This is a genomic window from Candidatus Tisiphia endosymbiont of Oplodontha viridula, from assembly GCF_964264865.1.
Taxonomy (GTDB): Bacteria; Pseudomonadota; Alphaproteobacteria; order Rickettsiales; family Rickettsiaceae; genus Tisiphia.
This window is the reverse complement of the sequence record NZ_OZ183486.1, coordinates 1,666,700-1,688,962: the sequence shown is the minus strand read 5'-3', so window position 1 is coordinate 1,688,962 and position 22,263 is coordinate 1,666,700. Positions and strand designations below refer to the sequence as shown.

The 22,263-nt window shown below is 31.5% G+C and carries 19 protein-coding genes and 1 tRNA gene; 5 read left to right on the top strand and 15 right to left on the bottom strand.

Features of this window, described 5'->3' with window-relative positions; genetic code table 11:
* Positions 1–9 precede the first annotated feature (9 nt).
* On the top strand, positions 10–2,655 hold the full coding sequence (gene polA, locus ACFEL1_RS08220) for a DNA polymerase I (protein WP_375331029.1): 2,646 nt from the start codon (positions 10–12) through the stop codon (positions 2,653–2,655).
* Positions 2,656–2,775: 120 nt separating this feature from the next.
* Here the strand turns inward: polA and ACFEL1_RS08215 are convergent, their stop codons facing one another.
* The 5 genes from ACFEL1_RS08215 to ACFEL1_RS08195 form a co-directional block, all read right to left on the bottom strand.
* Positions 2,776–3,324: a DUF4410 domain-containing protein gene (locus ACFEL1_RS08215; protein ID WP_375331028.1), complete on the bottom strand. Its 549-nt coding sequence runs from the start codon at positions 3,322–3,324 to the stop codon at positions 2,776–2,778.
* A 117-nt stretch (positions 3,325–3,441) separates the two neighbouring features.
* Complete coding sequence (locus tag ACFEL1_RS08210) at positions 3,442–5,145, bottom strand: peptidoglycan D,D-transpeptidase FtsI family protein (RefSeq protein WP_375331027.1); 1,704 nt, start codon at positions 5,143–5,145, stop codon at positions 3,442–3,444.
* A gap of 302 nt (positions 5,146–5,447) precedes the next feature.
* Positions 5,448–5,861 (bottom strand): hypothetical protein, encoded by a 414-nt coding sequence (locus ACFEL1_RS08205; protein WP_341761203.1) that lies wholly within the window; start codon positions 5,859–5,861, stop codon positions 5,448–5,450.
* Positions 5,851–6,801: a 16S rRNA (cytosine(1402)-N(4))-methyltransferase RsmH gene (gene rsmH, locus ACFEL1_RS08200; protein WP_342278650.1), complete on the bottom strand. Its 951-nt coding sequence runs from the start codon at positions 6,799–6,801 to the stop codon at positions 5,851–5,853. Before rsmH ends, ACFEL1_RS08205 begins: the two co-directional genes overlap by 11 nt.
* Complete coding sequence (locus ACFEL1_RS08195) at positions 6,798–7,259, bottom strand: division/cell wall cluster transcriptional repressor MraZ (RefSeq protein ID WP_342278651.1); 462 nt, start codon at positions 7,257–7,259, stop codon at positions 6,798–6,800. The genes rsmH and ACFEL1_RS08195 overlap by 4 nt, the downstream gene beginning before the upstream one ends.
* Positions 7,260–7,615: 356 nt before the next feature.
* On the opposite strand from ACFEL1_RS08195, the gene ACFEL1_RS08190 reads away from it, so the two are divergent.
* The 4 genes from ACFEL1_RS08190 to ACFEL1_RS08175 all read left to right on the top strand — a co-directional run bounded on the left by ACFEL1_RS08190 (position 7,616) and on the right by ACFEL1_RS08175 (position 10,547).
* Positions 7,616–8,068 carry a hypothetical protein gene (locus ACFEL1_RS08190; protein ID WP_341755037.1) on the top strand — a complete coding sequence of 151 codons (453 nt, stop codon included), beginning with the start codon at positions 7,616–7,618 and terminating at the stop codon, positions 8,066–8,068.
* Between the two features lie 75 nt (positions 8,069–8,143).
* Positions 8,144–9,334: a fatty acid desaturase gene (locus ACFEL1_RS08185; protein ID WP_375331026.1), complete on the top strand. Its 1,191-nt coding sequence runs from the start codon at positions 8,144–8,146 to the stop codon at positions 9,332–9,334.
* 293 nt (positions 9,335–9,627) lie between these two features.
* Positions 9,628–9,867, top strand: coding sequence for an exodeoxyribonuclease VII small subunit (locus ACFEL1_RS08180; RefSeq protein ID WP_375331025.1), 240 nt, complete (start codon positions 9,628–9,630; stop codon positions 9,865–9,867).
* Positions 9,868–9,890: 23 nt separating this feature from the next.
* Positions 9,891–10,547 (top strand): 2OG-Fe(II) oxygenase, encoded by a 657-nt coding sequence (locus ACFEL1_RS08175; RefSeq protein ID WP_375331024.1) that lies wholly within the window; start codon positions 9,891–9,893, stop codon positions 10,545–10,547.
* 388 nt (positions 10,548–10,935) lie between these two features.
* Here the strand turns inward: ACFEL1_RS08175 and ACFEL1_RS08170 are convergent, their stop codons facing one another.
* The 10 genes from ACFEL1_RS08170 to idi form a co-directional block, all read right to left on the bottom strand.
* Positions 10,936–11,235 carry a hypothetical protein gene (locus ACFEL1_RS08170; RefSeq protein ID WP_341762345.1) on the bottom strand — a complete coding sequence of 100 codons (300 nt, stop codon included), beginning with the start codon at positions 11,233–11,235 and terminating at the stop codon, positions 10,936–10,938.
* 21 nt (positions 11,236–11,256) lie between these two features.
* Positions 11,257–11,628, bottom strand: coding sequence for a hypothetical protein (locus ACFEL1_RS08165; protein ID WP_342278657.1), 372 nt, complete (start codon positions 11,626–11,628; stop codon positions 11,257–11,259).
* A gap of 786 nt (positions 11,629–12,414) precedes the next feature.
* Complete coding sequence (locus tag ACFEL1_RS08160; protein ID WP_375331023.1) at positions 12,415–14,589, bottom strand: 3-hydroxyacyl-CoA dehydrogenase/enoyl-CoA hydratase family protein; 2,175 nt, start codon at positions 14,587–14,589, stop codon at positions 12,415–12,417.
* Positions 14,590–14,594: 5 nt separating this feature from the next.
* Positions 14,595–15,212 carry a dTMP kinase gene (tmk, locus tag ACFEL1_RS08155; RefSeq protein ID WP_342278659.1) on the bottom strand — a complete coding sequence of 206 codons (618 nt, stop codon included), beginning with the start codon at positions 15,210–15,212 and terminating at the stop codon, positions 14,595–14,597.
* Positions 15,202–16,233 (bottom strand): cell division protein ZapE, encoded by a 1,032-nt coding sequence (gene zapE, locus ACFEL1_RS08150; RefSeq protein ID WP_342278660.1) that lies wholly within the window; start codon positions 16,231–16,233, stop codon positions 15,202–15,204. The genes tmk and zapE overlap by 11 nt, the downstream gene beginning before the upstream one ends.
* Positions 16,234–17,378: 1,145 nt before the next feature.
* A complete protein-coding gene (locus tag ACFEL1_RS08140; RefSeq protein ID WP_375331022.1) occupies positions 17,379–19,628 on the bottom strand; it encodes a tetratricopeptide repeat protein in 2,250 nt (749 codons plus the stop codon).
* Between the two features lie 606 nt (positions 19,629–20,234).
* Complete coding sequence (gene miaA, locus ACFEL1_RS08135) at positions 20,235–21,146, bottom strand: tRNA (adenosine(37)-N6)-dimethylallyltransferase MiaA (RefSeq protein ID WP_341761218.1); 912 nt, start codon at positions 21,144–21,146, stop codon at positions 20,235–20,237.
* Between the two features lie 100 nt (positions 21,147–21,246).
* Complete coding sequence (locus ACFEL1_RS08130; protein WP_375331021.1) at positions 21,247–21,456, bottom strand: hypothetical protein; 210 nt, start codon at positions 21,454–21,456, stop codon at positions 21,247–21,249.
* 139 nt (positions 21,457–21,595) lie between these two features.
* A tRNA-Ala gene (locus ACFEL1_RS08125) sits at positions 21,596–21,671 on the bottom strand.
* A gap of 40 nt (positions 21,672–21,711) precedes the next feature.
* Positions 21,712–22,263, bottom strand: a complete 552-nt coding sequence (idi, locus tag ACFEL1_RS08120) for an isopentenyl-diphosphate Delta-isomerase (RefSeq protein WP_341761220.1) — start codon at positions 22,261–22,263, stop codon at positions 21,712–21,714.

Sequence of the window (22,263 nt, the reverse complement as noted above, 5' to 3'; positions counted from 1 at the left end):
AATAACAAAATGACCAACGAAACAATTAACAAAAATACTTTATTAATAATTGATGGTTATGGATTTGTCTTTAGAGCATACCATGTTCAACCACCATTAACTTCTCCGAGTGGCTTAGCTATTGGAGCATTGTATGGTTTTACCTCCATGTTGTTAAAGCTATTGAACGATTTTAAGCCAAAGCATGCTGTCATTATTCTTGATTCTGGTGGGAAGAATTTTCGTCACCAAATTTATGAGCAATATAAAGCAAATAGACCTCCTACACCAAAGGACTTGAATGATCAATTACCACTTATCCGTCTAGCAGCAAGTAGCCTAAATTTTCCAATAATTGAAAAAGCTGGTTGTGAGGCAGATGATATAATTGCCACTCTAGCCAATAAAGCAACTGCATTACAAGAAAATACTATTATTATCTCTTCTGATAAAGATTTAATGCAATTAATTAATTCGCATACTAAAATGTATGACCCTATAAAAGCAAAATACATATCTGAAGATGACGTGATAGAGAAATTTGGTGTAGGACCAAGTAAGCTCAGGGAAGTAATGGCTTTGATCGGTGATAAGTCAGATAATATACCAGGTGTTCCAAGCATTGGTCCTAAAACTGCTGCAACACTTATAAAACAGTTTGGTTCGTTAGCAGAACTTTTAAAGTCTCTCGATCAAATCAGTAACGATCGTCAAAGGGGAATCATTAACTCCTCAAAGGATCTAGCATTAATTTCCTGGCAACTAGTTGGTTTAGATTATAATGTTAATATAGACTTGGATTTTAGTTTATTGCAATATAGACCACCTGATAATAGACAAATCTCTGACTTTCTAGCAGAATATGGTTTTAAATCTCTAAACAAACGAGTGGAAAATTTATTCCAAATACAAATTACCAATGAATCTTTGCCTATTAAGCAAGTCATAGTTCAGGAGATATCTTCTAAACAACAGCTTGACTCTGTGACGATTAAAGCTGAAGATCATGGGGTTGTTAGTATTTATCTATCAGATCATCTAGGACAAAATCCTTCTATAATTTTATCGATTGATGATAAGTGCTACAACATTAAGTTTATAGCTAGAACCCCTAGCCATATGTCTGATTTACTTTCTGATGATTTTCGCCAAAACTATCTGCATCAATGGTTTATGCCTGATATTCTCAAATTGCTAAAAAATAAGTCTATTAAGAAAATCACTTATAAACTAAAATTATTATTAAAATTCTTTGTCGATAGTGAAATATACTCATGCGAAGATCTAGAACTAATGCAATATCTGATATCTGCTGGCAAACCTCAAAAAGACCCGTTTGATTCGGTGGAAAAGGATAATTTAGAAGCCATGGCAGAAATAATTACTGGCTTTAGTACTGATTATCAAAAACTATTGTTAGAGTTAAAGGATAATCATGCCTTAGCACTATATAGAGAAATTGATTTACCTTTATGTTATATAATAGATAAAATGGAGAAAGCTGGGATTAAAATCGATTCACAGTATCTTAAACAGCTATCAAATGAATTTGGTAATGAAATTACTAAATTAGAGCAGGAAATTTTTACCATTACTGATACAAAGTTTAACATTGCTTCGCCAAAGCAACTGGGAGAAATTTTGTTTGAGAAAATGCAACTACCCTTTGGTAAATTATCATCAAAAGCTAAGTCTTATTCTACTAGTGCAGAAATACTTGAAAAAATTAGCGAGAGTGGTTTTGCTATTGCCGATTTATTATTAAAATGGCGTCATTTAACTAAATTAAAAAATACTTATACGGATAGCTTACCTCTGCAAGTAAATCCAATAACTAATAGGGTACATACCACATTTTTACAAACTTCAACTAGCACTGGTAGGCTTAGTTCTCAAGATCCGAACTTACAGAATGTGCCAATTCGCTCGAAAGAAGGCAACAGAATCAGAGCAGCTTTTATTGCAGAATATGGGCATAAATTAATTTCAGCTGACTATTCACAAATTGAACTCCGAATCTTAAGTAGCATGGCAGATATACCCTCCTTAAAGCAAGCTTTTGTTAATGGTGAGGATATACATAGTAAAACGGCTTGTAATATATTTAAAATTACCGAAAAAGATTTAACACCAGAACATAGGCGTAAAGCAAAAGCCATAAATTTTGGTATTATTTATGGTATCAGTAGCTTTGGACTAGCAAAACAGTTAAATATTAGCTCTGCACAAGCAGCAGAATACATAAAAAAATATTTTGAAGAATACCCGGAAATTCAAAAATATATGGAATATATAAAAAACTATGCCAAGGAACATGGTTATGTCCTAAACCTATTCGGGCGGAAATGTTTTATTCCCTTAATCCATGATAAAAAACACTCCCTACAGCAATTTGCCGAAAGGGCAGCAATCAACGCTCCAATTCAAGGAACTAGTGCAGACATCATAAAAGTGGCAATGATTGATCTTGACCGTAAGATACGGGAATTAAAATTAAGAACCAAACTAATTCTACAAATCCATGACGAGTTACTTTTTGAGTCTCCTATTGATGAAATAGAAATAGCCACTCACCTAATCAAAACCACTATGGAGAACTCACCCAAATTAGCCATTCCACTTATTGTTGAAACCAAGGTAGGAGATGATTGGCTAAATACACATATCTTCAACTAACTGCACAAACTGTTTTAACAATTGTTAAAACAATTTGTGAATTTGAAGGAGACTAAGGAAACACAAGAAATACGAAAGGTCAAGTAGTCTAGGATGAATCCTAGACTACTCTTTTTTGTCCTATTTCTTCTTTTTCTTAGCAGCCTCACACTCACAAGCGATGTTAAAAGCAACAGAATTCATATGTGATTTAACATCTTGAGAACCAGCGATTACCCCTCCTAGTGCCCAACTCATTTTATTAGCATCTATGCTACCTAACAATTTTTTTGTCTCGTTATCTTTTATATTAATTTTTGCGTTAAAGTAAGAGCTACCAGCACCAAAACCAATTAGTGTACGCATAACAGCATTACCCTCAGAATACTTAGTTATTTTCCCATCAATAAGTATAGCCCTATCTGTAGAGTCAACATTCCGTTGAACTTTGTCGAATAATTTTTTAGATTTAATTGAACTTGCTATCATATCGGCAAATCTCTTACCTTCTGATATAACATGTGGATCATTAGAAGATTTGCTAGTACCATCCTTAAAATCATTAATAATTATGTAATCATAATTACTAAAATCCACCCGACTCTCTGATGGTTGTGCGTTACGTATACTTGATGTACTACCACAAGATGATAGCATTATTGTTAAAATTAAAAAGATAATATTTTTCATAATTCCTAAATATATATTTAATATATAAAGTATATACTAACAAGAGACATTTAGCAAAGGAAAAATATTATCAGTTGGAATATGGTTTAGATAGTTGATACTACTGTAGAAACAATATCACAACCCTTCCCCTTTTTCAACCGGCTCTATTCCATATAGTGATACCATTCGCTCAAGGACTCTTCCAACAGTAGGAGCTGCAGTCCAGCCAGCAGTAGCAAAGCCAAAGGATTCTTTTGTTCCTTTTGGTTCATCAAACATTATAAAAATAATATATTGGGGATCAATGGCTGGTAATAAACCTAAAAATGATGACATTCTGCTATTCTTAAGATATTTTTTCTTGCCATGCCCATCTGAAGTTAATTTTTCAGCAGTACCAGTTTTACCACCGACAAGATATCCTTTAACATCGGCTCTACGTCCTGTCCCTTCTTTTACCACCAAACGAAATAACTCACTCATTTGTTTAGAGGTTTTCTCACTAAAAACACGCGTGCCAACAAGACGCTCATCGTGCCTTTTGATTAGAGTCAGATCATATAATATCCCTCCATTTACTATTGGCAATACTGCTTGCATAAAGTGTAAAGGGCTAATTGAAATGCCATAACCATAGGCCATAACAGCAGTAGTAAGATCACTCCACCTCTTGTCAGATGGAAACAAAGGAGTACCTCTCTCTGGTAACTCAATTTTAAGCTGATCTAGTAAACCTAATTTCTTTAAATAGTTTTTAAAATCATTCTTCCCAACTTCAAGCATAATTTGGCTAACACCAATATTTGATGAATGCAAGAAAATTTCTGGAACACTGTGCCATCCTTGCCTTGGATGATAATCTTTTATATTAAATCCCCCTACCTTCATATAACTAATATCATAAGCATCGTTCATTGCTATAGAATCAGTATCAAAAGCTACGGCCATAGTCAAAGTTTTAAATACAGACCCCATCTCATAAATACCAAGACTTGCCATATTAAACAGTTCTTCTGGCTTTGCTCTACTAGGATAATGTGGATTAAAATCCGGCTTACTAACAATAGCTAAAATCTCACCATTATTAGGGTTGACAATTATTCCCACCGCTCCTATTGCACTAAACTCCTTTAATGTCCTATCTATTTCTTCACTTAGGATATTTTGTAATCTTACGTCTATAGATAGTTCAAGAGGTTTTTTAAGTTGATCCGGCTGTATAAAGTCAGAATTAGTTAGAAACTTATCATAGGTTCTTTCTAATCCAGCAAGACCAACCAAATCCCTACCCACATATCCTATAATATGTGACAATAAATTGGAAAAAGTATAGATTCTTTTTTGTTCTTGTTCAAAACTAAAACCTGGCATTCCCAAATTTGATATCGCTTCTTGCTCTTTTGGCAATAAATCCCTTTTGATCCATACAAAACTTTTATTACTTTGTAGCTCTGCAAGTAACTTCATTTTATCAATCTCAGGCAATATCTTGGATAATCTTTCTAAACATTGCGAAGGATTAATTACTTTCTGTGGATTGACAAACAATGAGGAGGAAGGTAAATTTACTGCTAATAAGTTACCATTACGATCTACTATCTCTTTCCTAAAGTCACTATTTTTTACTTGATATTCTGGCTTAATATAGCCATTGGTCGCAACAATTATTAAGCGATATGATAGACCACAAAAAAACATAGCAAAACAACAGCTGACTATTAATAATCTGATTTTGGTATTGTTAGCACCTACATCCCATAAAATAATACTACCAAAATTTTTCTTCATCTTAGTTAGAGTATTTTTTAGAAATACCAATAAAAATATATCGTTACCCATCTACATACTGCTGCTAATGGCTTATTAGTATGTTATTCTGCGAAAGTAGCGTATCTATAATACTGAATAGTCTTTCAAGGTATTTTTTTAGATCCCACACCGAATCAGGATATACTGCTCGTAAATGAAGAGTTGGTAGACGAAGATCAAAATCATGAAGTGCTAGGAGTCGAAGGGTCGAGGAGCGGAGCGTACATTTAGTACGTGAGCACCGAAGATACCTAAAGACGACAACGCAATTCTTGATTTTCATCGAGTATAACATCTTTTTTTCCATGTAAGTACCATACTAATGTTGATTTTCATCGAATATATTCTGTTTTTTTAGTTGAAACAGTTTGTATGTATTTATTATTAGCAATTGTTTTATAACGCCATTTAGTGTTGGTTTTACTAGAATACGAGCCACTTACTTCATTAGCCTTTGCATATTTTTTACTCTCATTAAGTGCTAAAGGGTCACTAATCATTTGCTTAACCTTAATAGTATCTAATTGTAAATAAAGTGATGATAATTTTCTTAGTCTAGCTGGAGAAATAAGGTATGATTGTTCGACTTTTAACACGTGAATCATGTTTTTCTCATCAGTTAGTTGTTTTGAAACTTCCCCAAGCTGATAATGCAAACTAATGACCTTATCTTTGACTCTAAATAAGCCATAAATAGAAAGAATTATAGTACCTACAACTATATAACTAAATACTCTAACTACCATATACATTACCTGTTTTCTGTCCAGCCCTCAATTTTGCAGACCTTGCTCTTGGATTAAGTGCAACTTCTTTAGGCGATGGACATAATGGTTTTTTTGTAAGAATTTTAAGCCATTCTTTAGAACTTTCTTCAGGCGAAATCTTTACACTGTATTTAGACCTAGCAACTACCTTAGCAGAATTTGCTTTTAAAAAATTCTTAACAATTCGATCTTCTAATGAATGAAATGAAACAATTACTAGCCGACCATTTGGTGCTAAAATATTCTTGCAATTATCTAAAAATCTTGCTAATTGACCTAGTTCATCATTGATATGAATACGAATTGCTTGAAAAGTCTTAGTAGCAGAATCAATTTTACCTTTTCTAAAACCTATACTACTACGAACAATATGGGCAAATTTTGCTGTATTGGTAATAGGCTCTAATAACCTGTGTTCTATAATCTTTTTAGCGATTCTTCGAGAATAAGATTCATCACCATATTTATAAATTACATCTGCTATTTCTTGTTCATCAGCCTCATTTATAAAATCTGCAGCACTATATCCCGTATTGCTCATCCTCATATCAAGTGGACCATCATGGGTAAATGAAAAACCCCTATCTCTAGAATCAAGTTGCATAGAAGAAACCCCTAAATCCATAACTATCCCATCAAATTTCAACGAACCTAATTTTGAAAAACTTTCAGCAAAACCTGTCTGAATAAAGCTCACTCTGCTAGGATAATCGTTTACCAATTGATTAGCATAAGTTCTAACATTTGGATCACAATCAATTGCTACTAACTGACAATTACAAGAATCTAATATCATCCTGCTATAACCACCAAAACCAAAAGTGCAATCTAAATAACTTCCTCCATCTTTAGGACATAAGACTTCTTTAACTTCATTCAACATAACCGGCGTATGAGATGATGCGAACTCTTGTATCATACTACTATATCCTTAATGTTTTTCAGTGTTAAACGGTTACTTTGAGCAATTTGCCGAGCTGAAGAAAGATACGTTTCAAAATTTTGTGGCTGCCAAATTTCAAAGACCAATCCCTTCCCTACAAAGCAAGCTTGATCTGATATATCAGCGTGATCTATTAAAGATTTAGGTAGAATCACCCTCCCCTCACTATCAAAGCTAAGCTGGATAGCTTCACCAAGAATGATTGTTTCGAAAGCATCTCGCTCCTCAGAATAGGGATCTAAGGTTTGGATTATTTGACTTAGCTCCTCAAGCCTCTTCAAACTACAGCCTTCAATGCACTTATTTCTAAAAGAAGGATAGGCAATAATCCCATTAAACGACTGACTAGACAAAGTTAATCTATAGCTGGCAGGTATCGAAACCCGACCTTTCTTATCAATATTGTTTATATATTTTGATAAAAAAATATTCATTTACCCTTTACCTTTCAATAATTACCACATGGGGTATCAGATCCCAGCCTACGCTGGGATGACAGCAAAATTGCTTAAATATTATCCCATAATTAAGTTATAACTAATTTTTGGTTATAATTGGGATAATTTGGGATTATATGGAATTTTTAGGATATTGTACTATAATTATAGAGTCAAGAAGGTTTTAAACAGTTGATAAACAAATTATAAATTTTTATCTATTGTGACTTATTTGACGTATATATGTGATTCAAAGAATTAATAAAAAAATATTAAAAAAAAATGGATACGAGTATTAGTGCAGAGAAAAACTTTACTATAATTATATTATACTAAAACTTAATGAGCATTTTATGATTACACTACTTGCTTCAATAACGGGCTTTATTAGCTCAATTATTCCGGAGATTTTAAAAATTCTAAAGGATCAAAATGATAAAAAACATGCACTTAATCTTTTAGATCGACAAATTGAAATCAATAAACTAGGACATACAAAGCTACTAACAGAACTTGATGCTTCAAAAGACATTGCTGAAAATAATACTTTATATTCAACATATAAATCAGGCGTTAATTGGGTTGACGCGTTGAATGGGTCAGTTCGCCCTGTCCTTGCCTATAGTTTTTTTATTATGTATGCCTACATCAAATATGTACAATATAGAACCATACAGAGTACGGCGATCCTCGTAGAATATCTTGATGTTTTATGGAATATAGACGATCAGGCTATTTTTGCCGGTATTATTAGTTTCTATTTCGGACAACGGATGTTTAACAAATTATGGAAACGTAAAATGTAATATTGCAATATGTTGCAATATGTTATATTGTAGCTATGGAGTTAAGAACATTTAATTTATTTAAAGATTAGATATATGCTAAAAAGAATTTCGTGGCTTACTTTTTTTGTGCTTATCATATACCCAATTTTACTTGCATTTTTGGTTATAAAATATCACATTAGCCACAAGATAGGTATATTCGAAATAGGTTTGCTGATAGCCGGTTATTATGGTTCTAATATTACTGTTGGTGTTGGTTTGCATAGGCTTTGGTCACATCATGCCTTTAAAACAAATACAGCTGTGGAGTTTATTCTTGTTATAATGTCAGCTGCTACTTTACAAGGACCAGCCTTGTCTTGGGCCTCAAATCATTATAAGCACCATAGTTATACTGATAAAGATCAAGATCCGCATAGCCCATTAAAGTTTGACAATAAAATCTTGGGATTTTTATGGTCACATATTGGATGGATGATCATTGATGGAAGTTATAAGTCAATTGACCGGATTACTATGGTTAAACTTGGTAAAAATAAATTGCTAAGATGGCAATTAAAATATTATTGGCAAATTGCTGCGCTTATGAATATTGTATTTCCAGCATTAATAGGTTACTTAATAGGTGGTACTATCAATTCTGCATATGCTGGTTTCCTGTTTATTGGTATGGGGAGAGCATTGCAACAACAGGCAACTTTTTGTGTCAATTCTCTATGCCATTTCGTTGGTAGTAAACAATATTATAAAGGTACTGCAGGAGATATTTGGTGGATGGCTTTGTTCTTATTAGGTGAAAACTGGCATAATTTCCACCATGCCTTCCCATCAGATTATCGCAATGGTGCTAAGTGGTATCATTTTGATGTCCATAAATGGATAATATACGTAATGAGCAAACTTGGACTAGCTTGGAATTTAGAAGTTACTTCCAAAATCAGAATACAAGCCAAGATAAATGAGACTAGTAAATACCTAATAGAGGGACGCAAACAACAATTAAATTTACTGCAAGATAAAATTAATCAACTGGTAGAACATGTGTATGTAAAGCTTAATGAGCTTGAGAATTCTTCTATATCTATTAAAGCTCAATTAAAAAAATCTTTTATGGAAATTCAGGAATCACTGAAGAAGCTTGCTGAACAACTACATTCATCAATTCAGTTAACTGAAAAGTCATCAGAAAGATTACTAAAAATTGCTAGTAAAAAAATTAAAGATCGAGAAATGGCAATTTATAGATTATATAACGAGCTAGATAGAAAGTATATTAGGAACTAATATATATACTCAAATGATTCGGAGAATGGGGACAACAAACAAGAGGTGAGCAAGAGTACCGCTAGAATCTTGGATAATGACGACGCAATTCTTGATTTTCTATTCTAGAGTATATAAAAAATTATAGCAATTTTGGGTATCCAGCCTTCAACATATGGATTAAAATTTACAGACGAAGCAGCCATTCATTTTGGAAATACGATAAAAATACTTAAGGGTACTTATGCTGCACAATTAGGCAAGGCTGAGGACATACTTCGCAGCATAAGTAAATTTGAAAGAGGTAAATTATTATGCTAGACTTAAAATCTATTGAAAATATGAGCTTTGAAGCTGCCTTAGCTGAACTAAAAGAAATTGTAAAAAAAATTGATACGGGAGAGGAAAGTTTAGATTCATCAATTAATAGTTTTGAAAGAGGAGTCTTACTAAAAGATCACTGTGAAAAGAAACTACAAGCCGCCCGCTTAAAGATTGAAAAAATCACTAAGCTGCCAGATTCAACCATCGCTATAGAAAAGCTAGAGTCCTAATTTAAAAATAAATTAATAATTTTATGTCTTTTGCATTACTAAATTTCGATGAATTGGAATCAGCTCTAGTATCTAATTCTCCTTATACTTATATGGTTGCTAAAAATGTAATTAATATAGATAAAAAAGATATCATTTCTATCGATTATCCCCAAATAAAAAGTGCTGGTTTTTTTCCTCTTGAAAGTATAAAGTATGAGGGAGTTTTTAAAAATTTAATCCAAGAATTGCAAGCTCCTAAACTTGCTGATATCTTGACTAAAAAACTAAAGATTGAGCTTAAAGATAAGCCTTTTATGATAACTATAAGGAGGTGGTCAACAAAATCTGATGGCAGAATCCATAATGACAGTAAATCTAAAATTGTTACGGCTTTATTATATTTAAATGACAATTGGTTACAAGGTAAGGATGGAGGGAGTTTTCGGGTATTAAAGGATAAAAAAACTTTTGAAAGTGCAGCAGCTATTATTCCTCCGGAATTTGGTTCTTTTGTAGTATTTGTTCGCTCTGAGAATTCGTGGCATGGTCATATGCCGTTTGAAGGGGAGAGGCGAGTCATTCAAATAACTTGGCTTAATAGTATAGAAGATATTGAGCGTAAGAATAAAAGAGGAAAATTAACATTGTTTTTAAAAAATATATTTAGTCGTCCTGTAAATGTTGGTATCACTAACTGATAAGGTTTATTGGACATTAAATGCTACAGGGCAATTTAAAAATTACAGCCATTAGTTGTTATAGATGTAAGTTTAACCACCACCGATGTCATCCTTGCGAAGGCAGGAACATCACCACAACTGTTGAAAGTTAAAAACCCGTCATTGCGATGAGCTTTGCAAGCCCTAAACCGTCTATTAGCGAGCGAACAGCGTGGCAATCCATGAAGCTTGTCATATAGATATCTATTATATCATACTTTTAACTTACAATTGCTTCGTCGACCTACGGTCTCCTCGCTAATAGACGATTTTTTAACTTACAACAGTTGTGCTACGATCCCTGAAGACGACAACGCAATTCTTGATTTTCATCGAGTATATTAAAGCCAGTTCGATATAAGAATTATTAATTCTTATCCTGAATTGGGGTAGTTATCAATAAAGGTACAGTCTCTAATATCTTTACCTTATCTTCTAGTTCTACTAATCCACCTATTACTTCACCCAATTTTGCATCAAACTCATCTATTTCATCTTGTAAAAATTTAATGTGTTTTTCTATACTATCTTTATCTATACCATCAATGCTATGATGCAATCTCTCTTTTTCATTGTTAAGTATTAGTACTAAATCTTCTAGCCTTTGTTGATATCTCTTCAAAGTCTCTGATTCAGTTTGATATAGATAATTTGCTGTAATCTGCATCTTAATATAATTGCCTTCATCTTATTTGTGCAAGACTGTTTTTACTGTTTCTTCCAGTATCTTCTGTAATGCATTATTCTCTTTGAGTGTGCTAATTCTCCTAAACTCATCAAGTAACATTTTTACGCCCATTTCTACTTCATCTAAATGAATGGTCATGTGCAAAATATGCTGTTCTTTCTTGGTAGTTAGAGTGGTTATCTCTTTTAATTCTTTATGTAACAAAATTACTTCTTCTTTGGCTGTAATGAAACTATTCGAGAAATCCTGACTCATAAGCCAAATATTGGTACATGCCAGCCTAATACTATATAACCACTTAATACAAATTACTATCAATAGCATTTCAATAATGATTAAAATACTTGAAGAAATTGCTAATAGTTGAATCATTTCATTCCTCCTTTTATTGCCTTCCACGAGATAAGCTATACATTCGAATGCTCGATTGGTATACTCAAATGCTTTGGAGAATGGAGACACAAACAAGGGATGAGCAAACGCAAGCAGTACGTGAGTACGCGAATTACCCGATAGTATTTGCAAGAACCAATTCTTCAAAGCAGAAGAGCATATTCAAGTATACTTTTTTGATTGTTTATTACTTAGTAATGCCACTTTTACCTCTAATGTCTTTATACTTTCTCTTTGCTGTAATAAAATTTTTATCTTTTTTATTATTGTTATTTTATCCTACTATTCTTGGATATAACATTTTCTTGGTCTAATTTTATGGGTACATAGGAATTCTCTTTAATTTTAGAGCTGTGTATTTTTATATGATACAATAGATATTATGATGTGTAAAGTGCTTTTAATAAAAAAATTTGTGAGAATATTAAGTTTATTGAGAATTTTGCTAGTTCGCCACCATAATACCCTTGTATCTTAAATATTGTCTTTAGTGAATAACTATAAGATACAAGGGTACTATGCATCTTCTAGCAGAGATAATTTTTGGAATTCATTGGAAGATATAGTATTGTATAGTAAACTTTGTTCTAAAAACCAAAAACCCTAAAACTCGATAATCAAGTTTTTCCTTAACCGTCATTGCGAGGAGACCCGGCAACGGACCGACGTGGCAATCTCGTAAAGTAATACTTCAAAAGATTGCCACGTCGTCGCTTTCGCGACTCCTCGCAATGACGTATTTTTTAATAATTCTAAAAAACTTGATTATCGAGTTTTAGGGTTTTTGGCAAGTTCTAAAAATATCTCTAGTTCAAATTGCAATAATTTTTGCTCATCAATTTGTTGCATGGAAATGATATCTTGAAACTTTGACAATAGCCATCCTTGAAGATTATCATACTCAGCTATACTCTTCTGCTTTGAAAAATTGGTTTCTGCAAATTCTTCAGCTAAAGTAACTTTAGATAAAATAACTTGCTTGCTTACTTTTTTTATTTTTTCTGGCAAATCCAAGGCAAAAGCCTCTTGCAGTATTAAATGTTTATTCATATTTACTTGCACGTTAGTAATATCATAATCAGCTATAAAATAATCAGCAGAACTTGATTTATTTGGTAATAGGATATTTCTTAAATTTTTTACTAGCTTACTTTTATCGCTACTTGCACGATAAAACATTTCCTTAATGCCTCCCCAACTTGGAACTAAGCCAACCGATACCTCAACAAGGCCAGCATTTAACTCCTGATTAGCTACAATAAAATCAGAATGTAACAATATTTCACAGCCCCCACCTAACGCAGCACCTAAAGCACAGCTAACAATATTAATATGCGAGTATTTTAACCTTATCATGGTTTTTTGACCAAGTTTTAAGAAATCTTCTAATTTAGCAAAATCTTGATTTTTTATACAGGAAGCAATGAATTTTAAGTCAGCACCAGCTGAAAAATTGTTGGTTAATGGCATAATATATAATGTTTGCTTCTCATTTTCTGCAATATCAACAGATTCTAACAAAAGTTTAAAAACATTTTCATTGAGGCAATTCATTTTAGTATTAATAGTAAAAACTAACCTATTTTTATACAGAACTAGTTGAGCCGAATCATTCTTCAATAAAATCTTACTTTCTTCTAATCTGACTCTAATCAAATGAAACTGACTCAGTTCAATAGTTTCATAGGAATTATTAGTGATATATTCCGGTAATGTTAAATTCATTAGCATTGCTTGTTTTTTAAGCCACTCAAATCCTCCTCCTATGTGATTAATTAACAACTCAAAAGGACCAATCTTCCAACTATAACCAAGCCTCATAGCTGTATCTATATCGTAAATATTATCAGTAACCGATGGAATTAAAGATGTTATATATAAGTAAAACTTCACTAGTATCTCATGAAAAAATTTACCATAGCTAGAGTTGCTATTTAACAACTGATCAATAGAACTATATTCAATCTTGGTATCTTCAAATGCTGCATAAGTTAAAGTTGTAAAATCTATGACTTCTTTAGTTTTTATGCCATTTATCTTTGATATATGGTAAAAACCTCCTAAAGCTTTACGACCAATCAAGTTATTCTCTATCATCTTATCAAGGATAGAAGATGCTGAGTAAACTTGGTGATAATCATCATTATTCGGTAGGGAATTAACTAGTGATGTAGAAATTAATCTTATTACGTCGTGACCTATCAAATCATATAAGCCAAAGATTCCTGTACTTGGTAATTTAAATAAATCAGTAAAAATTTTATCGATAATTACTGGACTTAAATTTTCATCTATGCTACTACGAACAACCAGCTCAAGTAGATAACAACCAACTCGATTTGCTATAAAACCTGGAGTATCGTGACATTTAATAATAGTTTTCCCTAAATCTCGTATTAGAAAATCTGATATCCTCTCTATAACCCCTGAGCTAACCTCTGAATCTACAATAAGTTCAAGCAATTCCATATATCTTGGAGGATTAAAAAAATGACTAATGACAAATCTAGACCTGATGGTAGATTTTATAGAATCAGGCATTTGCTCCTTTAATTTCCTTAAAGGTAAGGTTGAAGTATTAGAAGCTAGAATAGCATCTTCTTTTAGGTAGGGTAGAATCTTCTCATACAGCTGATGTTTTATTGCAATTTTTTCAATAATAACTTCAATGATCAAATCACATTCTGTAATCAGCTTTAGATCATCTTCTAAATTACCAATGGTGATAAACGCTAATTTACTTGGATGTGATAAAGGAGCTGGTTGTTGTTTCTCTATATTTTCTAGAGCCTTGGTAAGTATGGCATTCCTATCATTAGGGTCGTTGCTTACTACATCTAGTAAAACAACTCGGTTAGAGGAATTGGCTACCAAGGAAGCTATTGCTAGTCCCATTACTCCAGAACCAATAACACATATTTTCTCTATTTTATTTTCCATCTTATTCACCAAACCTTTGTAACGAGCATCGCAACTATTATATCATGAATTTCTTGCACACTAAGAGTTGAAGCATTTATTTTTACTATTCTATTTGGAAATTTGGCTGATATATATTGAAATCCGTCATAGACTTTTTGATGAAATTCAATATTTTTGCTTTCAAATTTGTTGTTATTCCCTCGCACTAATGCCCTTGGTAAGGCAATATTTGGATCTATATCAATAAAAAATGTAATATCAGGCATCACATCAGATATTAAAGACTTATGAAGATCATAAACTAAATCACGACCTATATCTTGCCCCTGATAACAAGCTGTAGAGTCTACAAACCTATCACAAATAACTGATATCCCAGAATTTAGTTTAGGAATAATCTTTTTATGAACATGTTCGTAACGCGCCGCCATGATTTGCAGCAATTCTGACATAGGTAGTAAATCTTGATTAACTAAAATGTCACGCATCTTCTCTGCAGAAATAGTTCCCCCTACTTCACGCGTTAAATCTACGGGAATATTTTGTGATAGTAAATACTGGTATAACATATTACTTTGGGTGGATTTACCGCACCCTTCCCCACCCTCAAACGTAATAAATTTACCCTTTTTAATTGCCATAGCTATCACTATTCATCTCATATAACCTTGAAATAGTTCTGTTAAATTCACCTTTGCGAAAACCATTCTGATATATTTTTATAGGTTCATCTTGTAATGTCATGAATAATATAACCTTATAAAAATAAGCATTATCAACAAAATTAATAAACCTAACCGCTAAGTCTGTGTTATCAGAATCTATTATACGAATATTTTCTACTATTATGATAGAAAATTTTTGGCAAATATTTACATAATCAACATAACCTAATTCTCTTACAAATAGCTCTTCAAAATCTGTTACTAATACTTTTTCACTAGCCATTTTAAAAGATATTTTACGTCCAAAAACTAGGATATCCTTAGAAACTAATCGGTTATTACTATTTAACTTGCTAATAAGGTTCTGTATCTCAAGCTTATTATCTTCATTAATGGGGTATATTATACGTCTATTAGTCATGTGTATAATTTTATCTAATCGATAATCATGATCACTATCTAAATGCATAACTTCAAACTTTTGATAAATCTCTTTAATTATTGGCAAAAAGGAATTCCTTTGTAAACCATCTTTATACAAATCTTTTGGCTCGATATTACTAGTAATGAAGATAAACACCTTATGTCTTATAAGTTCAAGGAGCAGTGATCCTATTATCATAGCATCAGTTATGTCTTTAATTTCAAACTCATCTATGCATATTACTTCCGCCTGCTTTGCATAATTTGCAGCAATTCTTTTGATAATATTATTTTTAGATTGTGATTTATCTTGCAACTGATAAATATCTTTATGTACTGATTGCATAAAGTTTTGGTAATGTACCATTAATTTCTTAATTTGCAATATTTGGAAAAAATGTTGCATTAATACAGTTTTGCCATTACCTACATTACCATATAAATATATAGCTTTTTTTGCTAATAAACTGCTATTAAAGAATCTAAAAAACGACTTATCTTCAATTTGTTTAGCAAACTCTTTAATTCTGCTGAGTAAAAGCAACTGCTTTTCGTCAAATTTTAATTCAGGCAATATATTACATTCTCATTTTAGATTTAGTATAACCTAGTTTGATATAAGAATAATTATTCCCCATGCAAAAGTGATATCATTCCTAACTAAAAGCAGGAATCCATGATACTTAATAGCCTTTCAGGCTATTTTTAGTCCCAGCCGTAGCAACACCGAGGCTATTAAACTGATCTCCTATATCGAACTCATGTGTATAGGTAAAATTAGAAAATAAACTAAAAATACTCTGAAATAAATAATAAATATATAACAATTTATACCAAGGCAACCTCATTAAAATATTATTAGACTTCTTTCGAAACTCGCTTATGCTGAGGGATTTGAAGGAGACGCGGAACGCAGAACCGCAGCGTACTCTAATGTACGTAAGGATTCGAGTACCGCATCGACGTACAAATCACCAGCAGAAGTAGAGTTTCGAAAGAAGTCTATTATGCTGGGAAGAAGATGCCCTCTGATATGAGAGGAATTGTTGACAACGCGATTCTAATTGTCTATCAGCCCAAACTGCAGCAGACACAGAAATTTCTACATCCTTATTAGGATATTTTGTACTGATTACCTTAATAGCCTCAACCCCTTACCCTGCCTCTAAAAAAACATCAGCCATTTTATATTTTGCCATGCTATTAGGTTGATTTATGTTGCCATATTTTAATTAGAATCAATTCTAAAATAATAGTCAACTTATTTTAATAAAAAAATTAATTATTTTTCATAATATAAACAATATCTAATATTCTACTCGTATGCGATACGATTTTGATAATCAACATCTCTTTGATCTCAGGCTATATTTTTACCAAATATCTCTTTTCCCCCTTCTAATTCTAATTTGTTTATAGAACCGTGATATTGTTACAACCAAGATTTATTATTTCAATTTTCGATATTATAATTTTCTTGCTATCGTTCAACCAAATCTTCAATATTTATAAATACTATAATAAATGATAGGATATCAGCAGGAACAAAGAAGCCTAAAGAATAAATCTCCTACATTAATTAAACCGAGCTAATGTAAAGTTGGAGTATTGAATGCAAAAATTAATCTCTTAAACAAGGTCTCTTATATATTATAAACACATAATGCCATCAATGATTTTACCAACAGCTGCCGAGTAGAAATCATAGAACCTTAATGTTTAATTGTTCTTGACCCACAAATCCATGTTATATTGTTTGCAATATTCAAACATATCAACTGTATTAGGGTGGTGTATGCCAAACTCCTTAATTTGTGGCTTGCCAAAGAATTTGTAATTATATAAATCTTTGCTTTTACAAGAGGCTCTTGCTCCATGATTATACAGATCACTTATTCGGGCAACATTTTTACTTCTATCTCCATATGAATAATGATATATAACAAACGCTTTTTTATAGGATTCTATAGCTTGCTTAAAGTTATCTTGAGCAAACAAAACATCACCTTGTACTCTATAACTATCTGCTAAATCAACATTTTTAGAATAATTTGCGCTTTCAAAATCGTTGTTTTCATCTGCTAAAAATATGGAAATAGTTTTATTAATGTATTCAGAAGCTTTATCTATTTTACCTAAACCTAATTCACTTCTTGCCATTTCTGTATAAATATCTGCAAATATTTTATTAGGCTTATGTTTAAGGGGTTTATATATGTCATATATCTGTTGAACTTGAGTATAAGCTTCTTGATATCTACCAAGAAAATTTAATATACTTGCTCTATATAATCGGTGTTCACTAAGGGCTAGGGCATTAATATCAAATCCATTTTTTATAAATATTTCAGTAGCTTTATCTACATACTCTAAACTTTCCTTATATTTGCCTTGTATCTCACATAATGCACTTTTTAATTGATACATTATAGATATATCAATTTCTTGTATTACTCCTTGTTTTGCTAGTTCTTCTATCTTTTTAAGCAATTCTTCAGCAAGTGTTATATTACCTAAAAATATCTGAGATTCAGATATATTTGACATAATACTAAATTTAAGAGAATAATTGGCTTCATCATCATCAAACTTATCTACAATATTTAATGATTTATTCAGATAAGAACTCGCTGTGTCAAAATTCCTTAATATCATTTCATGATACACTCCTATTGCTCCTAAGTACCTAGCATAATAAAATTTTTGAGATTCAGACATTTGCCACAATTTAAATTCCTTATTTTTATCTTTTTGATTAAACCAATCAAACATTTGTTTGGCTTTGTCGTTATAAATGTTTAGATATAGAGAGAATAACTCAGACCTTAAGGTAAGTATTGCGTATAAATTAATATTATATTTTTCAGAGTTTTTTAGAAGAATCTCTAAATTTTCTGGTATAGTTTTGGCACTTCTCCACAAATATGCTGAATAAATTCCTTTTGGTTTAGGTAATTTGCTAATCATATTTTCTAAATATATTTTATTATTATTGCCATTTAGTTCTATTATTTTATTGCTGATTATATCATGCATTTCAAAAATAGGGTTATCCTCGCTAGCATTAATATTACTGATTAGCACAAATTTAGATAATTGATATATATCATCCTCTAAAGTATCTTTATTATCAGTAATGATGGTAAGAAGCTGTTTTGAAAAGCTTTGGTTATTTAATAAAGCTATTTTATTAAGTAACTTTACTGCATTAGGGTTTAGCTGTTGAATAGCCATACTAATATTTGTTGCTATTTTATTAGTCGATTGATAGATTTTCTTTTTATATTCCTCTTTATCTAAACCTTTAATTTTGTTAAGTAATTGCGCCCCTTGCACGATAAGTATTGGATAACCACTAAAAGATTGCACTAAAAATTCGATACTATTATTATCCTTATTGTTCAATAAGTTATTAGCTAAAGCTACAATAGTAGGGTGATCGAGTAGCGGCATGGCTATAATGTTATGTAACTTTTCATTATCTTGCGAGCAAAACACTACATGACCATTATGTTCCCAATCAATTAAATCTTGTACTTTTTTATTTTCATTAACTTTTAAATTATCAAACACCAATAACCATTTAGTAGTAGTAGTTAAATATGACATTACTTCTTTTTTGGATAGAGTTATTGCTTCAGATATATTAGCTTGTTTAACCATATTGAGTTGTTGGGCTAATTTAACAAATTGTTCATTAAGGTCTAGGTTACAATCAAAAAACCAAATTAGATCATAATTATTTTTATTCTCATAACTATACATCCTAATTAACTGAGTTTTACCTATACCACTAGTACCAACTATACTTGCTTGTCTATATTTATTTAAATGCTCATCAAGGATTTTAAGTTGTTGCTCATGATTGACAAAATAACTAACTGGAGTGATTAAATTAGATACTTGTTCTTGAGCAAAAGTATTACTATAAATAATTAGTAATATGAATAATGTTAGAAATTTTTTCATATAATGAAACTGTTGAAAAATAAATTATGCCTTAACGGTACGTATAAAACATATTATTACGAACAATTATAAAGAATAAGCAAAAATAACTCAACTTAAGTTTGAATATTAATAATAAAAATCATTAAAAAAAATAGGAAAGTTTGTTTGCTAATTCTGAACCTAAATTTCACTAACCTAGTATCAGTAGGGCATCTTTACAATCTCAAAGTTCGTATAATCCCTTATGGTGATTTTTGACATGTATAACGCCGATAGACCTCTAAATTATAACCTTATCCCAACGTAACTAGTGATTAGCAGTATTATTTATCAGGAGTGTAAATGACATCGTCAAACTCCTCACTTAACGAAGGCATTCTGATTTGCAAACTTGCTGTACAATTTATCACATTAAAATTGATGGAATATATTTACAACATATATGATACAATTAATAGCTCTTTAACCAACTCGGCTAACTGCAACTTTAACACAGTATAGTCGTAAATACTATACAATGAGGTTGATAGCTCACCAACAACAGTTTGTTTATGTTATTACATAATGCACTGCATTTTGTTTGGTGCTTACATCGAACTTAGGTTAATTATAGGTCTAGTTAATTTATAATATCTCCAAATCAATAATCAACTCTTCAAATTGCTGATTATTAGAATATTCTAGAGTTACCTTGTCCTTTATTTGGTTTTTGAACCAAGTAATTTGCCTTTTTGCATATTGCCTAGTCTTAATTTGTGCTAGATTTATGGCATTTTGCAAAGTAATTTCATTATTTAAATAGCATAATATTTCCCGTAGACCAATGGTTTTTATTGCAGAAGAATATATATCAGGAAAATCTTTTTTAATTTGAGCTACTTCTTCAATTGCTCCTTCATTAAATAATTTTTCTAACCTAGTATTACATGTTTGATAAAGAAATTCCCTCTTTGGATGTAGAAAAATTACCTTAAAATCAAATGCTGGAAGAATAGATTTATTTTGTAAGCTTTGGAAAGCAAATATAGATTGCCCGGTTTCCATAAATACTTCATAGGCTCTTATAACCCTTTGAGTGTCGTGTTCATTTAACTTCTGAACAGCTAGGTTATCTAGCTCTTTTAGTTTATAAAAAAACTGGGTTGAACCAATCTTAGAGTGTAGCTCTCTAACATATTGCCTAATTTTAGGAGATATTGATGGTATTTCATTATAACCAAAAAGTAATGAATTAATATATAACCCCGTACCGCCAACAATTATTGGTAACTTGCCTCTACTACGAATGTTTGTAATTTTTTCAAGAGCATAATTTATATATTGTATTACCGAAAATTCTTGTTCTATAGATAAAAAATTATAAAGATGATAAGGAATCTCATTACGGTATATTTGTGATGGCGAGGCAGTAATAATGGGAATCTGCCTATATATCTGCATAGAATCACAGTTAACTATCTCAGCATTATATATTTTAGCTAAATAATGTGCCAAATAAGACTTGCCACTAGCGGTAGGTCCACATATAACTAACATCGAGTCAATAATTTTTTTTGTGTAAGTTAGCTTGATCTTTATATATATTACATTGATCAACTCAAGCTTTTATCAAAGCATTATATTGCAAATCTGTATTCTATATTTCATTTTCAGACGAAACTCTCATATATCCAACCAACATTCGTAAAACCAATGACAAAAGTTGACGAGAGGTTTTACTTAATTGCTTACCACAATTATTGGTAAGATTCCGCCACTCAGGTGGGACAAAATTACCGACTATATTATAGAAAATAATATCAGGATTTTCAATTAAGTTGTCGGAAAAAATTAACGATTCTGTCATATTTCCTCCCCGTGAAAAACGGTTAAAAATAGACTATTTTGTATGTCAAATTTGGAGACTTTTGGTGGGAAACCAAAATAAAACCAAAATAAAAATACTTTTAAGAAATTATAAAAACCTTGGAAAGGTTGGAGGTATCTGGTGGAGACAGGGGGAATCGAACCCCCGACCTTTTGAATGCCATTCAAACGCTCTACCAACTGAGCTATGACCCCTAGAAATACTTTATATCATTAGTTCAGCTTTATACTATAGTTACAGAGCTGAATCCATAAATTTTTTGAATATTTCATTATTTTCTAATATCTCGAACTCTTCGATGCACCAAGGGGAAAATTTTGTTGGGTATTTTTCCATATATAACTTAAAGTCTACCCATTTAAGTAATTTTACTTCTGCTATTTCTTGTTCATTTATTTTTATGATATCATCTGATAAAGCCAAATATATCGGGCATATTTCATTTTCTACAATATTATTTATAGCAAATTTATATCGATAATTAGCAATAATATCTACTTTCTGTAGGTTTACTAAACCTAATTCAAACTTTGCATGCCTATAAATTGCTTGTTCATAAGTTTCGTTAATTTGTGGATGTCCACAAAAACTATTTGACCAGAATCCACCCCAAGTTTTTTTGAGTAAACTTCTTTTTTGTATCAAAAATTCTTTTTTACTATTGAAAAGAAATACAGAAAATCCCCTATGCAATGGAGTATTAGAATTATGAGCTTTTAACTTATCCTCTATTCCAAGGATATTATCTTGTTCATCAACTAATACCACATGTTCTGAGTATAACAT

Bases quoted from the DNA above. Each gene is read 5' to 3' on its own strand.
- ACFEL1_RS08210 (WP_375331027.1), bottom strand. From the start codon at position 5,145: ATGGGTAACGATATATTTTTATTGGTATTTCTAAAAAATACTCTAACT.
- ACFEL1_RS08175 (WP_375331024.1), top strand. From the start codon at position 9,891: ATGTCTTTTGCATTACTAAATTTCGATGAATTGGAATCAGCTCTAGTA.
- idi (WP_341761220.1), bottom strand. From the start codon at position 22,263: ATGTTATACTCAGAACATGTGGTATTAGTTGATGAACAAGATAATATC.
- ACFEL1_RS08170 (WP_341762345.1), bottom strand. From the start codon at position 11,235: ATGCAGATTACAGCAAATTATCTATATCAAACTGAATCAGAGACTTTG.
- ACFEL1_RS08195 (WP_342278651.1), bottom strand. From the start codon at position 7,259: ATGAATATTTTTTTATCAAAATATATAAACAATATTGATAAGAAAGGT.
- ACFEL1_RS08185 (WP_375331026.1), top strand. From the start codon at position 8,144: ATGCTAAAAAGAATTTCGTGGCTTACTTTTTTTGTGCTTATCATATAC.
- rsmH (WP_342278650.1), bottom strand. From the start codon at position 6,801: ATGATACAAGAGTTCGCATCATCTCATACGCCGGTTATGTTGAATGAA.
- ACFEL1_RS08160 (WP_375331023.1), bottom strand. From the start codon at position 14,589: ATGGAAAATAAAATAGAGAAAATATGTGTTATTGGTTCTGGAGTAATG.
- ACFEL1_RS08190 (WP_341755037.1), top strand. From the start codon at position 7,616: ATGATTACACTACTTGCTTCAATAACGGGCTTTATTAGCTCAATTATT.
- polA (WP_375331029.1), top strand. From the start codon at position 10: ATGACCAACGAAACAATTAACAAAAATACTTTATTAATAATTGATGGT.
- ACFEL1_RS08130 (WP_375331021.1), bottom strand. From the start codon at position 21,456: ATGACAGAATCGTTAATTTTTTCCGACAACTTAATTGAAAATCCTGAT.
- miaA (WP_341761218.1), bottom strand. From the start codon at position 21,146: ATGTTAGTTATATGTGGACCTACCGCTAGTGGCAAGTCTTATTTGGCA.
- ACFEL1_RS08165 (WP_342278657.1), bottom strand. From the start codon at position 11,628: ATGATTCAACTATTAGCAATTTCTTCAAGTATTTTAATCATTATTGAA.
- ACFEL1_RS08140 (WP_375331022.1), bottom strand. From the start codon at position 19,628: ATGAAAAAATTTCTAACATTATTCATATTACTAATTATTTATAGTAAT.
- ACFEL1_RS08205 (WP_341761203.1), bottom strand. From the start codon at position 5,861: ATGGTAGTTAGAGTATTTAGTTATATAGTTGTAGGTACTATAATTCTT.
- ACFEL1_RS08180 (WP_375331025.1), top strand. From the start codon at position 9,628: ATGCTAGACTTAAAATCTATTGAAAATATGAGCTTTGAAGCTGCCTTA.
- ACFEL1_RS08215 (WP_375331028.1), bottom strand. From the start codon at position 3,324: ATGAAAAATATTATCTTTTTAATTTTAACAATAATGCTATCATCTTGT.
- tmk (WP_342278659.1), bottom strand. From the start codon at position 15,212: ATGGCAATTAAAAAGGGTAAATTTATTACGTTTGAGGGTGGGGAAGGG.